At 43.0% G+C, this 15,226-nt stretch carries 11 protein-coding genes; 9 read left to right on the forward strand and 2 right to left on the reverse strand.

Features of this window, described 5'->3' with window-relative positions:
* Positions 1 to 20 precede the first annotated feature (20 nt).
* The 9 genes from H2245_RS04125 (at position 21) to H2245_RS04165 (ending at position 11,074) form a co-directional block, all read left to right on the forward strand.
* Positions 21 to 821 (forward strand): ComF family protein, encoded by an 801-nt coding sequence (locus tag H2245_RS04125; RefSeq protein ID WP_182406098.1) that lies wholly within the window; start codon positions 21 to 23, stop codon positions 819 to 821.
* A gap of 184 nt (positions 822 to 1,005) precedes the next feature.
* A complete protein-coding gene (locus tag H2245_RS04130) occupies positions 1,006 to 1,494 on the forward strand; it encodes a GspH/FimT family pseudopilin (protein WP_310734114.1) in 489 nt (162 codons plus the stop codon).
* Complete coding sequence (gene pilV / locus H2245_RS04135) at positions 1,491 to 2,003, forward strand: type IV pilus modification protein PilV (protein ID WP_182406099.1); 513 nt, start codon at positions 1,491 to 1,493, stop codon at positions 2,001 to 2,003. The genes H2245_RS04130 and pilV overlap by 4 nt, the downstream gene beginning before the upstream one ends.
* Entirely contained in the window at positions 2,003 to 3,580 is a 1,578-nt protein-coding gene (locus H2245_RS04140; protein ID WP_182406100.1) for a PilW family protein, read from the forward strand. The genes pilV and H2245_RS04140 overlap by 1 nt, the downstream gene beginning before the upstream one ends.
* 79 nt (positions 3,581 to 3,659) lie before the next feature.
* A complete protein-coding gene (locus H2245_RS04145; RefSeq protein WP_182406101.1) occupies positions 3,660 to 4,478 on the forward strand; it encodes a PilX N-terminal domain-containing pilus assembly protein in 819 nt (272 codons plus the stop codon).
* A gap of 137 nt (positions 4,479 to 4,615) precedes the next feature.
* The gene (locus H2245_RS04150; protein ID WP_182406102.1) at positions 4,616 to 9,049 is read left to right on the forward strand and encodes a pilus assembly protein PilC; all 4,434 of its coding nucleotides are present in this window, start codon (positions 4,616 to 4,618) and stop codon (positions 9,047 to 9,049) included.
* Positions 9,049 to 9,690 (forward strand): prepilin-type N-terminal cleavage/methylation domain-containing protein, encoded by a 642-nt coding sequence (locus H2245_RS04155; protein WP_310734115.1) that lies wholly within the window; start codon positions 9,049 to 9,051, stop codon positions 9,688 to 9,690. The genes H2245_RS04150 and H2245_RS04155 overlap by 1 nt, the downstream gene beginning before the upstream one ends.
* The gene (locus tag H2245_RS04160; RefSeq protein WP_182406103.1) at positions 9,690 to 10,130 is read left to right on the forward strand and encodes a type IV pilin protein; all 441 of its coding nucleotides are present in this window, start codon (positions 9,690 to 9,692) and stop codon (positions 10,128 to 10,130) included. The genes H2245_RS04155 and H2245_RS04160 overlap by 1 nt, the downstream gene beginning before the upstream one ends.
* A 500-nt stretch (positions 10,131 to 10,630) precedes the next feature.
* Entirely contained in the window at positions 10,631 to 11,074 is a 444-nt protein-coding gene (locus H2245_RS04165) for a prepilin-type N-terminal cleavage/methylation domain-containing protein (protein ID WP_182406104.1), read from the forward strand.
* 362 nt (positions 11,075 to 11,436) lie between these two features.
* Here the strand turns inward: H2245_RS04165 and fdxA are convergent, their stop codons facing one another.
* Positions 11,437 to 11,760, reverse strand: a complete 324-nt coding sequence (gene fdxA / locus H2245_RS04170; RefSeq protein ID WP_147223727.1) for a ferredoxin FdxA — start codon at positions 11,758 to 11,760, stop codon at positions 11,437 to 11,439.
* A 143-nt stretch (positions 11,761 to 11,903) separates the two neighbouring features.
* Complete coding sequence (gene mutS / locus H2245_RS04175; protein ID WP_182406255.1) at positions 11,904 to 14,879, reverse strand: DNA mismatch repair protein MutS; 2,976 nt, start codon at positions 14,877 to 14,879, stop codon at positions 11,904 to 11,906.
* Positions 14,880 to 15,226 lie beyond the last annotated feature (347 nt).

Consider the following 15,226-nt stretch of genomic DNA (forward strand, 5'->3'; position numbering starts at 1 on the left):
CATTGAATTATGGTAAATAGATGCGCCGTTTAGCGCCTTACCAAAGCGGTCTATGGCTGGCAGAATATGTGAATAAACGCTGTCAGCTGTGCCGCGTAGCTGCTAGCGTTTTGCAGCCCATGTCCATAGCTTCACCATTTGGCACGCATCACGTATTGTCTTCACTCAGTCAGTATGTGAATAGTGGGCTGTTATGTGCCGACTGCCATCAAAATATCGCGTGGTTGCCCGAGCCTTTTTATGTAGATATCGCTGCTAGCACCTCGCTGGGTATTCAATCAGCAAGCTATTATGACTATCCTCTTCGCCAAGCCATTCATGCGTTTAAACATCAAGAAGACATGACCAAACTGCCGCTATTGGTACATGCACTGCGGCAATTACCGCGTCCTAAAGGCTGCCATACGGGTAATAGTGTTATCATTGCCATGCCAACCACGAATAGTCGGTTGCGGGCACGCGGTTTTGATCCGGTGACCGTATTGTCCGCTTATTTATCCAAGCATTGGCGTATTCCGCTTTGGCATGGTGTTCAACGGATTGATAATACAGTCAGCCAGCGTGGACTTGGGCGTGCTGAGCGTTTAACCAATCTTACTGACGCTTTTAGCGTTATTGAGCAGCCTCCCGTTAAGCGATTGCTCTTATTTGATGATGTTGCCACCACCGGTGCTAGCTTACAATCATTGGCGCGCACCTTACTTCCTCCCACCAGTATTAATGCTAATCTACCTCGTACAACCACTCTCTACTCTTCACCCACTTCCTATCAAATCAGCGCTTACGCCCTAGCGCATGGTAGCCAACGCCATAATACATAATCAAACCCGAATCTGCTCCTAGCGATATAATGGTTATATGACAGTTCCTTTAAAATAGTGGAACGAAAATTGCATGTTATATTCTATAAATCCTTTAAAATTAGAGGCTTTATTGTTGTTTCTAATCATTTAAAGTGTCACTGCTATAAGTGTTGAGCAATCATTATAGTAATGGGATAGCGATGTGAAAACGTCCATAAAGAACTCGTCATGTACACTGCCAAAGAGAAGCTCAGGGTTCACCCTTATTGAGCTGATGGTGACGATTGCTGTCCTTGCTATTATTGTCAGTATTGCCGCTCCTAATATTAGCAATCAGCTTGCCAACCAACGCGTGAAATCCACAACAGCAACGTTGCATAATACTTTAAAAGAAGCGAGGGTTGAGAGTGTGATTCGACGTCAGGCGATAACAGTAAGCTACAATAATGCCGGCAGTCCTAAGTCCATTATTATTAAAGATGCGGACGGTCAGTCTATAGCGAGCTATAACTATGATGATAAAAGTATTATTAAGAGCAAGGATGGCAGTAACATTATATTTTATAGCAATAAAACAGCTAATGAGAAAACTTATATCATCTGCGATAGCAATACTGCGGCGTCACCCCGACAAATTAGTGTCAGTAAGCTTGGTAATATTACCAATCAAATTGCAGGATCATGCTTATGATGAGGGTATCTTATCAACGTGGGGTCGGATTAGTAGAAGTACTGGTCTCTGTCTTGTTGTTGTCGGTCGCGGTGCTTGGATTTAGTGCATTGCAACTACAAGCGATTAAAGCCACTGAAGAGAGCTTGGTTCGGACTCAGGCGCTTAGCGTGATACGTGGGCTTGCCGAAAATATGCGTGCTAACCCGTTACAACTTAAAGCGTATCAAGATGCGATTAATGCGACAACGCCTTCTACTGTCGTGAGTTGCGGGGAATTGGCTGATAATTGTACTTCGGATAAGATAGCAGTCAAAGAAGCAAATGCAGCCGTGAAAAAGCTTAAAGAGTATGATATCAATATAAATATGGTCACCTGTCCGGGTACGGCTAGTTTTTCTGAAATTAAATGTATTATCGCCGCTTGGGGTGATACGGAACCTGTGATGAGTGATACGGCTAATGCCTGCGCGACTAGTATGGGCGTCTATAAAAGTGGTAGTACTTGCGTCATAGTGGAGGCGTACTGATGAGAAATATTACTACCAAATTTGTTACCAATAATATTCGACATCAGCATGGCTTTACGCTCATTGAGCTCATGATATCGCTGGTATTAGGTTTGCTGATATCAGCCGCTGTTATGCAAGTATTTTTGACCAGTCAACGAGTAGACCGTATTCAAACAGCAGCTTCTGAGATTCAGGACAAAGCGGTATTTGGGTTACAAGCTATAGAATCTCAAGTCAGGATTGCCAACTTAGGTAATGATGGTGTGCCTACTAACGACACTACCGTATTAGGTGGCATCGTATTAACAGCTGGCAACAGTGAAGATAATGGCGGAGATGCTACTGATAAAGAAGAGGAGGTCGATAAAGATAAAGAAGACGATAAAGATGAAGACCAATGTGATATTAATAAAGCCCTAGATTCAGAAAAACGTGCCGAACGTAAAATTGCCCTAAACGCTTCTAAAAAATGCTTAGATGGTATGAAAAATACTATTGATAATGTATCGAAAAAAGGTTTTGATAATTTAAAGAAAGAGTTAAAAAATGGTTTAGATGATAGTCAAAAAGATCTTTTGGATCATGAAATAGAAAAAATAAAAGATGAGTTGGAAGGTCTAAAAGATGAGTTGGAAGGTCTAAAAAAGAAGTTAGATAACTTAAAAGGTGACATACAAGATGGTTCAAAAGATAAATTGAATGAAATAAATAGAAAAGTGAAGGATATAGCACAAAGAGAAATAGAAATAAATAAAAGGCAAGAAAGTATTAGAGAAAATTATGGAAATAACAGCAGTATACTAGAAGCAAGTTATTTAGAAAAGGGAGATTATAGAAATTCCCAACCAGCAGTATTTTTTCAGAGAACAGATTTTAAAAGAGCTGGTTTTCAAAAGGTTTTATACAGTAAACCAAGTTTATTTAATGTCGTTGTCAAAGAGGGTCTGGCTTCCGGGTATTTAACGCGTAGCGGTAGTATGTCGTCTAGTGGTGGAGATAACATATGGGAAGGTTTAAGTAACACTAACCAGTCCAGTGATCAGTTGACCATTCAATATACCAATACTACAGGGCATCTGTTATACGACTGCGAAGGTGCAGAGATCGCGCTTAATGACCGTGTTATTACCCGCTACTTTGTAGAAAAGAGTAGTACTGGTACTGGTAAGACAAGAGAGAACCTCAATCTTCGCTGTGATGCTGGACGTATAACCACTGATGGTACGCTTAAGGATTTTATGGATAGTGGCGAAACCATTATCGAAAATATTGACCAGTTTAATATTCGCCTGGGCGTTCAGCGTTCGTCAGTCGATGATGACCCTTTAAATTATCAGTATGCAGACATGACAGTCGCAGATTATATGGCGCTAAGTGGTGAGAAACCAGCGATTATCAATATACGCATTGCGATACTCGCGCGTAGTACCGCTAACAGCCCTGAGGCGAGCGCTGATAAGTTTCTGATATTTGGCAAAGAGCAGAGTCTAAAAGAGCAAGAAGATGCGCCAAAATACTTACGCCGCGTCTATGAGTCGAATATTTTACTGCGTAATGCGCGTATCATGCGTGTCATTAATACGACTGTTGTATAAACGTTGGACAGTCATGGTTAGAACAGATATTACAGATGCCACATTTAGTGTAGATGCATATTAATAAAGGTAGTAAGTCATGAATGTTAAGAAACCTTCCGTCTATCCTTCCATATCATCCCATGAGCGCGGCGCGGTCTTAATTGTGGTCTTACTATTCTTAATCCTTATCATGATGGTTGGCGTAATTGCGGTACGTAATAGTACTATTGATCTAAAGCTTGCAACCAGCGATCAGATTAATACTGTGTTATTGCAATCTTCCGATAGCGTGAACAATAAAATTGAGATGTCTGTTAATGGCGATCCGTTAAGCCAAGAACATAAGCAAATCATGAGTTTTACTGGTATTTTTGGCTACTATATTTTGAATAGTAGTGCTGACAGCGACATTATCGATTTTTGTTATCGTCCACGTGCAGGCTTTTTTAATATAGATAAGGCAGTGATACGGCGCAATACGGGTATGCTGGTGAGTAACAATGAAGGCTATTGCAATCCGGAAAAAACAGAAGATTACACCAGTGCTCGTAACACGACCATGACCCAAGTTATGGTGAAAAATGTCAGTAACGTAGCTGGCACACGTGCTTTTGGACATATGACACTTGGTTCAGATACAGAAGCCAAAACTGCTAAAATGTATACCTTTGATATTTATTCGACATCCGTACTGCCGTCTTATGGCAACGCTAAAACCGGTAAAATACAAGAATGCTTTCAAAAAGATGCATCAGACAGTACCAATGGCGTATCGAAGTGTATGACGGATAATAATATCCCCAATAAAATGTTGGTTGAGCAAGTAGATGTTGCCAATATTCAAAATGGTGAATTTTGCAACTTTTTTGGTAATACAAGTGGCAGTAGTACTAACAAGTTATGTAGAGACAGCTAATGTTAGTTTACCGACATAAAGTTTGTGCTTAATAAAAAACTTAAAGTTAGTTTTACGAAGTGTCATATACGTCATTTAATTCCGCTGTCCTATTCATAAAATCGCGTCTATGGTAGCCGTATTTAGGAAATATTATTATGCAATTCAAGAAACCTAATTATTATGCTACGCCTAAAGAGACTGCCTCCAAACACAGGACGCTACAAGTATCGCCCGCTTGCCTACGTATCTCAAGCTTAACGGCGGCAGTATTCGGTATGCTGTGTATGCCAGTAGCACAGGCTGCTGTCAATGAGCAGGGTGCAGTCTCAAAAATAGGTGACCTAAGCATCTACCAACCCGCAGCTGCTGCGCGTACTAACCTGATGATGATGATTGATACCTCAGGCTCAATGGGTATTAGCTCGCTAGTGCTACCTAAAAATAATCCCTATGGTAGTCCAGGTGACGTGGACGTTGCGTTATGTGACCGCATCGGTGTTGCTGAATATCAAAATAATCGATCAAGTACTAATACTATTTTTGAATGGAAATACAACCTGACTGATGCTTCAACAGGTGGTAAAACTTCTATTAGAAGAAACGTCGTCATTGGCGGCGTCAATTACCCCTACTATGTGCGTGGCTGTACTAAAACAATCGGAACTGGGAGCAATGCAAAAACTGTCACTGAGCTTGACCGCCTATCACGTTTAAAAGACGCGTTATTACCATTGCTTGCCAGTGACCAGATAAGCGATAAAGTTTATATGGGACTCGGGCATTTTTCTTCAAAGACGGAGATGAGTATTGGTACGGCAACTAATAAGCTCGTCGATGGTCACTCAGGACGTATATTGGTACCTTCAGCGCCTTTAACTATTCTGCAGCGTCAAAAAATCGCTACCGAATTGGCTAAGATTCAGTCACTTGATACCACTACCAATGAAGATGGTACTGTAAATACAAACTTAAAACTGTCTAGTAATAGCTATCCTAACGTTACCAAATCATCCAGTGGTACACCTACTGCTCATGCCTATGCTGAAGCAGGTGCATACATGATGGGTACAGGTACAGGTACAGACAGTACCTTAACAAACATCACAAATATTAAAATTATTTATGATGGCTATATGGTTAAGCAAAAGTCAGCTACAGAAGATAAGCAAATCTACTTTGTTTGTGTCGAGTTAGGTACTAATGATACTAACGCTATCGGCGCAACCGTCAAGCAGTGTGTCAATAACTGGCCAGGTCGTGATGGCAGTAATATTGCTAGCGGTACAGTTACAGGCGGTATTTATTATCCGTTAGCAGCAGGTGGCTGGGGCAAGATTACCAACCAAGCTGACTTTAAAGCCAAAGTTCAAACTGCGACTGGTAAAGCAGTAGTAATGACGAGTTTGTGGGATACTTATGACACTTTACCAGTTGGTTGGCGTTACGGTGGTTGGTTAAAGGTAGCGCAAGAGCCACTTGATATTGAGCCTATCGTTGGTACAGTTTGGGGTTATGGTGAAAGTATTACGGGATTGGTATCTTATCGAACCAATCCATTCACACTAAAGACTGATCTTGCAGACAACGATGTGGGCGGTTTTAGATATTCAGCAGCAGATACCAAAAATACCAGTAGCAACACTTACATTAAAGGCAGTAGCAAAGAGCAGTGTGACAGTAATGGCATTTATTTCCTAACCGACGGTGCACCTAACTCAACTAAAGACAGCATGGTAAGAGCCATCATGAACTACTCTTTGGTTGGCTCAACTGCCATTAACGGAACGCCAACTGGTCTGGTTTCCCCTAAACTACAATCTAACCTCTTCCCTGGTGAAACTGGAGGTTGGGAATATATCGGTGAATACGCTAAGCGGTTATATGACCCTACAAAGAATCCCGCCGCCACTAGCATCAGAACCGCAGTAGCAGGCTTTGGCTCATCGTTCGCAGGTATACCCAAGAAGTCAGATGGCACCTATGACTGTGATGCTGCTACGAATTTGGATGCTAAGAATGCCTGTAAGTGGGGCGGACCAGATTATGGGCACGGCGGCTTCTTTTATGCAGAGACCTCACTTGATATTGCCAATAGTGTGCAAAAATTCATTACTGACCTAAACCAAACCATCAACACTATACCTGCTGGTACTATCAGCGTACCTGATGACCCATACCAGACCAGTGCAACTTTACCCTATGCTTATCTACCACTACTGGAGCCAAAAGTCGGAGATACCTACAGAGTGTGGCCGGGTAACCTTAAAAAATACGACACTAAAAACGGTACCTTATATGGTCTTAATGGCGGCAGGCTTTATGACAACACTAAAAAAGGCGGCTCGTTAAGAGACAGCACAGCTGACTTGTGGCAACCGACACCTTATCTAAGTTCAGGAAACTCCGCTGTTACTGCAGGTGGGTTTTATGCCCAATTGACTGCGCCAACTTCGCAACTTCCAACCAGTACGCGTAATGTATTTGTTGAGAACTATATCGGTTCTAGTGGTACTCCGATCCCTGAAGGAGTTGTAAAAATTGGGGTTAGTGATATCGGTCAGCCAACAGGTTTTCCTATTGTCAATGATCCGGTTTACTTTAACAATAAAGGCGGATTTGGACTGCTTCAGTCCAAGCGTTTATTGCTCAACTTTTTAGGCTATACCATTCCTTATAATACAACTGACAATACAGAGATATTTAAGTTTAGAATGCAAGAATATATGCCGCTATCGCCCATTCGCCAAGTTGGAGGTGTAGTGCACTCTAAGCCTGCATTAGTCTCTTATAGTGCAGAGGTCGATACGGCAGGTAATGTAACGGTGGATAATCGCGATGACTACCTATTATTTGGTACGATGGATGGCGCGCTACACATGGTTGATTCCAAAACAGGTCAAGAGCAGTGGGCGTTAGTATTACAAGAGATGTTCCGTAAACAACCAGACGCCTTGGTTAAGGATGCAATGGGTGATTTAGCATTCGGTGTCGATGCACCGTGGCTCGTCAGTGCCAAGTACCGTTATGGTAGCGAGATAGCAACCAGTGGCACAAAAACCCGTAAAGTGTCGTTATATAAACCTGATACCAACAGTGCAAATGATGTGACTAATACCAGTAACTTCTTACCGCTTGCCGCCTATGGTGGCTTCCGTATGGGCGGTGATGGTCTATATGGCTTAGATTTGGCAGATAAAAACTTACCGAAAATTCTTTTTAGTATTACGCCTGATGTGACAAATAGCAATCCTGTACTGCATCAAAATATTAATGGTGTTCAGACCACTACGGTTAATAGTGACTATAGCAACGTCGGGCAAATATGGAATACCGTTACTACCGCGCGTATGAACGAATCGGCAAGTGATAGTAAATATAAAGATGTCATTATATTTGGGGGTGGCTACGATATCAAGTACGAAAGCCCAACCTTCAGTCCGACTAGTGCTACTACTACCAAAGGCAGCTCATTATATATTAGCGATGCAAAGACAGGTGCTAAGCTCTGGTCATGGAGTAATTCCTATAATCACAGTATTGTCGCTGGAGTGACGGCTCTTGACCGTAATAATGATGGTCTATTCGATCATCTATATTTTGCCGATATGGGCGGCAACGTATTCCGTGCTGACTTTATTAATGAAAAAGGAAAAGCCTTTAGTAATGTGCGCGTTATACGCATTCTCGATGCTTCCAAGCGTGATACTGGAAACACGGTGACCAATCCTATCGCCTATCGTTTTTATAACCGTCCAGTAGTGAGTTTTTATCAAGACCAGTCTAACTCATTATTTGCATTAATTAATATCGCCTCAGGGGATCGCAGCTCGCCGTTATCCAAGCATCGCACTGATATTAAACAAGCCAACAGGTTATATGGCATCATCGATAGTGATGTCACCCGTGCTGACGTGTTGACCGCTGAGTTGTCCACCTTGAAAGTTAAAGAGCTTAATAGTAGTACAGATTTGGTTGAGCTTGGTGGGGATAAGCTGACGGCAAATACTGAAGCGGCTAAACTGGCATTGACCCAACCTATGAAAGATAAAAGTAAATACGGCTGGTTTTATCCCTTGACTCGATTTGGCGGTTTTGAAAAAGTACCACATATTAAAGCCATGGGTGACTATCGTGTGATTAACAATTATCTATACGTATCAGTCTATGACCCCAATATGGCATTTAGTAAAAAAAATGTATGTGAAGCGCAAGTGCTAGGCGGTACAGAGCATCAATTATACTGCTTGCCTTATGGGGTATGCACGGATGATAGCTCAGAAACAGGTACAGGGGGCTTTATCTCCGCAGGCGAGGGTATCCAAGAATTAAGCCTTGGCGCGGTGAATTCAACCAATCTCAACACTACTGTATTACTAGGCACACGCACCCTGAATGAACGGGCAAATGAGCGTTTGAGCTACGGAGCCGATGGTAAAAAAGGCACTGCACCTAATCCGTTTTTAACCGGTAATGAAATTACCAACAGTTATGGTAACGCCACCACCGAGAAAGGCGATGGCTCAATGGCAGACTTACTATTCCGTGATCGTTATGTGCTCAAGCCTACCCAGTGGTATGAGGGTAACTGATGCGTATCCTAGCTAGTAGCGTAACTAATAGGCTAATGCCTCATTTTCAAGATACGCCTGACATTAGCGCCCTTGTTCCGCTAAGAGTCATGCTGTCACAAAAGTACCAAAAAAATCAACGCGGATTCACTTTAATAGAGATGATGGTCATTGTCTCTATTATCGGCATACTTGCCGCTATCGCTATTCCGAGCTACCGCCGCTATGCAATCATTAATGCCGAACGTGAGGCACAGGCAAAAATGCTGCAATTACAAATTCAGCTTGGCCGTTGGCGCAGCTCCGCGCTTACTTATCAAGGCTTTGTTCCGCAAAAACTGACCATCGACAGTGATGGAAAGACGACGCCCAGCTACGCTTATGATGCGGATAACAATACTATCTATGTGCCAACAGGCAGTACGGCTAGCAATTACCGCTATAAAATTACATTAGTTGATGGCGCAGACCCTACCAAAACCTTACTGGCGTCAGGGCTCGATACTATGATTGGACGTACATGGAAAATGCTTGCAGAACCAAACAGTAGCAGCGCTAAGGGTGGCGACTTCATCCTGCTCACCAGTACTGGTACACGCTGCAAAAATACTAGCGTCGCCTTAACAGCCAACGATTGCGGCACAGGGCAAGAGGAATGGTAATGATAAAGTGTATTAACTCAAAACAAAACGGCTTCACTCTTATCGAGCTGATGATTACGGTTGCCATCATCGGTATCCTTGCCACGATTGCCTATCCCAACTATCAGCGTTATGTCATTAAGTCTAAACGCACCGATATGATGAGCGAAATGCACAATATTGCTTCTGAAATTCAAAGCCAAAAGCTGGCACAAGGCAATTATAGCAATGTTATAACTACTGGACTAAATGGTAATTATCCAGCTCAAGGGGCGCTTTATACAGTAACCATTGGTAATGTAGCTGGGGTAACAGGAAGAAGCGACTTAACCTCGAAATGGCAAATCATTGCCACACCCAAAATAGGTACTCAAATGGCAGGCGATGGCACGCTTACCCTCGACTATCAAGGCATCAAATGCCGCGCTGCCTTATGTGGTTCGGGTAATGAGTGGAATTAAGTAGATAGACAGCTATCAGCAATGTTAAGTGACATTACTTGACAAAAAGTGTCAGCCGGATATTAGTAGTCCAACTTTTGATAATTGAAAGTGACACTTTTCAGCAATATCACGGCAATATAGAGCAGTTAACAAAAATTGTCAGCAATGCGTGCCTTATTTTCTTTCGAATATAACTGCCATATGCTTATTCATAGGTCACTAACAGGTTAATCCTTATAATTTAAATAGTGTTAACTATACCAATTCTAAATAAGTAGTTTAATAATCAGTCGATAATATCTACTAATACTTATATTGTTAAATAATATAAAAAATATTCTCACAGATATAAAAAGTTGGCACGGTATCTGCAACAATAATAACAAGACAGTCAGTACGTTAATATTTAGCTTAACTGACTTTACCATTATGAATAACTACTTATTATTGGCAGATAGCGTGTAACCGCGCATTAGATGGTTATCACCCTGTCGGCATATTACCCAAAAGGATGTACTATGAATGCTCAAAAAGGTTTTACCTTAATCGAACTAATGATCGTAATTGCCATTATCGGTATCTTGGCTGCGATCGCTATTCCACAGTATCAAAACTACATTGCAAAAGCTCAAGTAGCTGAAGCTTTTACTCTAGCAGGTGGTTTAAAGACAACTATTTCAACTAACTTGCAAACCGGTACATGTTTTGAAGGCGGCACAGCTGCAATAGTAGATGGGTCAGGCGACACAATAGTTGGTAAATATGGTACAGCTAAAATTGTTACCGATGTATTAGGGCAGAGTGGCTGTGGTATAGTTTATACATTTAATGCTACTGGTGTATCGAAGAAGCTGACTAGCGCCGTAATATCAATGGCAGTTTCCGATAACGGTCTATTAAAACAAGGTACAGTAGCTAGTACGGCTACAGTGGTTCCATTCTTACCACAATCATTCTCTTAATCTAAAGAAAATAGGTTCGCGTTGGGTAAAGAATTTAGCAAGTGTAGGCTGGGCTTTTAGCCCAGCTTATCATCCAAAAATGTAACCGCCTATTAAAACCAAACGTTCTGTTTGGTTTTTTTGTGTTTAAAATAAAGCAGGTGTAAAGAAGGTAGGCTGTGGCTTTAGCCCAGCTCAAACTCTGCGAGGTTAAAATGCTGGGCTAAAGCCACGGCATACAAAAATTCTTGTTTAATAATTTGTGTCAATTATTGAATGCTGGGCTAAAGCCACAGCCTACGGATCGCTCAGCGCAGCCAAGCAGGCAATAAAAAGCTGGGGTAAACCCCAGCCTATTCAGTATTCAAAGTATCAGTTGCTGGTTACTTCTCTAAATACTGCAATTTATCTTCAACACCATCCCACTTTTCAGCGTCTGGCAAACTGTCTTTCATCTCAGTGATGTTTGGCCATTTTTGTGCCAGCTCTTCATTGAGTCCAATATAGATTTCTTGACCTTTTGGCACTTCATCTTCAGAGAAGATAGCATTTGCTGGGCATTCTGGCTCGCATAGCGCACAGTCGATGCACTCATCAGGGTCGATGACGAGGAAGTTGGGTCCTTCATAAAAACAGTCCACAGGGCAGACTTCCACACAGTCGGTGTGTTTGCAAAGGATGCAGTTATCTGTAACGACAAAGGTCATGGCGGCGGCTACCTGTGGTTGATGCGCCGACTCATCAAGACGACGGCTAAAAAAGGGTGAGATAAATAAACGCGAGTCGATAAACGCGTTTAAATAAAAATAAGGCATATTTTAGCGCCTTTATGTCGATTAAACAAACCCCTTTAGCGATTAATGAGTTGTTTTAGACTATAGAGCATATCTAATGCTTGTTTGGGGGTTAAGCTGTCAGGGTCGATAGTATTAAGCTTATCATACAAGCTAAGCAGTTGTTTTTGTTGTTGATTATCTTCGGTAGTGTCACTGCCTTGCTTAACGACAGTAGATTGGTTAGTCCTATTATCCCAATCAATAGGCAGTTGTTTATCATTTTTCGACTTAGCTAAGTCATTTTTGTCATCAATAGTAGACGCTGCTTTGCCGTCATTATTACCTTGTAGCATTTGATTTAGGTAATTTTGCGCGTCTTGTAGCACGTTCGCGGGGATACCTGCCATTTTGGCGACATGGAGTCCAAAGCTGGAGCTTGCTGCGCCATCACGAATTTGATGCAGTAGTAATAATTGCCCGTCAATATCGGTTGCTGCAACATGAACGTTACGGATGCCGTTATTATCGACGTTACAGGTACTCTTATGGCTAGCCGATGATTTTGCGAGCTGGGTTAATTCAAAATAATGGGTGGCAAATAAGGTCAAGCAGCCGATTTCTAACAGTCGATTGACACAGGCATGGGCAATCGCGAGTCCGTCGGTGGTTGCCGTACCGCGTCCGACTTCATCCATGAGTACTAAGGATTTATCGGTCGCTTGGTTTAAGATATTGGCGGTTTCTATCATTTCTACCATAAAGGTGGATTTGCCACCAGCAAGGTCGTCCGCTGAGCCAATGCGGGTAAAAATACGGTCGATATCACCGATAATGGCGCGCGTGGCGGGCACGTAGCTGCCAACATGGGCGAGCAAGACGATGAGCGCAGTTTGGCGCATATAGGTAGATTTGCCGCCCATATTGGGACCAGTAATTATCATTAACCGTTCAGAGTGCCCTTTACCATTAACACCATTAGCATTACTACCTAATTGACAATCATTGGCGACAAAAGCGCTCGGATGTTCAGCGTGAGAGTGATTTTTGGAATTGAGTGCCGCTTCAACAACGACATGGCGACCAGCTTTGATATCGATGCTGGCATTAGCATTAATATTAGTGCTGGTATTGGTTTTTGAATTAGCAGCACTATTATGATTTGTGCTGCTATCATAGCGCATTACTGGACGCTGCCATTGATATGTACGGGCAAGTTGCGCCCAATTGCTCAGCACATCTATTTGCGCGATTGCCGCGCTGAGCTGTTGCAGCTCGCTTAAATGACTGCTTAACGTGGTTAATATCTGTTGATACAGCTGTTTTTCTCGGGCAAGAGCTAAGGTTTGCGCGCTCAGGTATTCTGTCTCCAGCGTTTTTAGCTCATCGGTGATAAAGCGCTCACAATTTTTGAGCGTTTGCCGGCGGATGAAATGCTCGGGCGCGTTGTGAGCTTGCATTTTTGGCAGCTCAAAATAAAAGCCACTGACTTTATTAAAGCCGACTTTGAGACTGGGTAAATGGTGCTCTTGGCGGGTTCGGGCTGCCATCTCGTCAAGGGTGGCTTGAATATTGTCATGTAAATGTGTCAAGCGATCCAAATCCGCATCAAAACCGCTGGCAATCATACCGCCATCACGAATATGTGCCGGAGGCTCAGGAATAATGGCGCGTTCAATCAGCTCAGCAACGCTTTGTATGGCTGGCAGCTCATTAGGCAGTTGCTGCATGAGCATGGGCAATAAGCCGCTATGCTCGGGCAAAATGTCAGACTCGGTGAATAGAATGGTCAATTGATTGCTGCTCGTAATACCGTCGGCAAGTTTACGCAAGTCGCGCGGACGGGCGCTCATCAGTCCAATACGGCTACTGATACGCTCGATATCACCAATGGTATTTAAAGTATTGCGTAGATTATTTACCAGTTCAAGATTGGTATCTAGCAGGCGCATTATGGCATCCAAGCGTTGATTGATGCGGCTATGTTCGCGTAGTGGACGTTTCATCTGCTGAATCAGTAGGCGCTTGCCCATGGGTGTGTTGCAGTGATTGACTACCGATATTAATGCGGTGCCATTGCTACTTACCGGCGTAAATAGCTCAAGATTTTGCTGGCTATTGGCATCAATGATGAGATAGTCATCATGCTGTTCAACGATGAGCTGATTGACCTGCGGTACATGGCGCTGTTGGGTTTGGCGCGCATAATGAATCAGGGCAGCGCAGCTGGTTTGGCTTAACTTGGCATCGGCAATGCCCAGTCCATCCAAGCGCTGAACCCCAAACTGCTCACAAATAGTCGCGCTGGCATGGTTACGGTGAAAGTCCGTTGCTGCCACTTCGATAATGGGGCAATCAAGATGACTGCGTAGCCACAACAGCCATTTTTCACCAATACTTTCACCAAGGCTGTCACTCATTGCCTCGCTGATGATACATTCACTAGGCGCAAAGCGTGCCAATACTGTGAGCAGTTGCGCTTGTAGTTGTTCAGTCTGATTAATGCTATCAGAATCGTCTTTATTTTCCACGCTTAGCATTTGCGTGGTCAACGTTCCTGCTGCCAAGTCCAATTGGCTAACCGCAGCTTGTAACGGTTGATGACTATTACCTTTAGGCAACGCTATATCAATAGCTACCACCGTAGGCGTATGATTGGGCGCAATTAAGGCATCATCAGTAATCGTGCCTGCGGTGAGGGTTTTGACCACTTCACGGCGCATAATAGTAGGCGGTTTGGCTTTACCTTTTTTACTTTTATCGCCAATGGCGGGCAGACTATTAGGTATTGCTTCGTCGATTTGTTCACAGACCACCACCGTTTGCCCAGCCGCAATTAACCGCGCCATATAACTGTCCGCAGCATGAAACGGTACGCCTGCCATGGCAATCGTGTTGCCTGCTTTATCCGTACCACGGCGTGTTAAGGTAATATCTAACAGCTGCGCGGCACGTTTGGCATCCTCAAAAAACAGCTCATAAAAATCGCCCATTCGGTACAGCAATAACGCATTGGGATAGTTGGCTTTCATCGTTAGATATTGCACCATCATTGGCGTATGGTCGGCTAAATCATAGGTTTCTGTACCGATGATAAGCGTGTCCGCGCTCTCTGTTTTGGGGTGATGAATATTATTTAAATAGTTATGTTGATGGCGATTGTTGCGTGGCAATTTGGCGTCTGTTTCGGTCATGCACAGTCTCTTTTATGGCTTATGTTTCGCTTGGATTTAATCTGTTTTAAACGAATATTTAGCGCTATTTTACCATGACTGACGGCTTAAAGGCCCCTGCAAATAACTGCCCATTGCCCTTGTATCCATTAGCGCCATAACCATATATAATATCGACACACTTAATTGGGCGATACTTGATTAGGTAGTACTGAGTCGAATGATAA

This window comes from Psychrobacter sp. GP33 (assembly GCF_014119005.1).
GTDB lineage: Bacteria > Pseudomonadota > Gammaproteobacteria > Pseudomonadales > Moraxellaceae > Psychrobacter.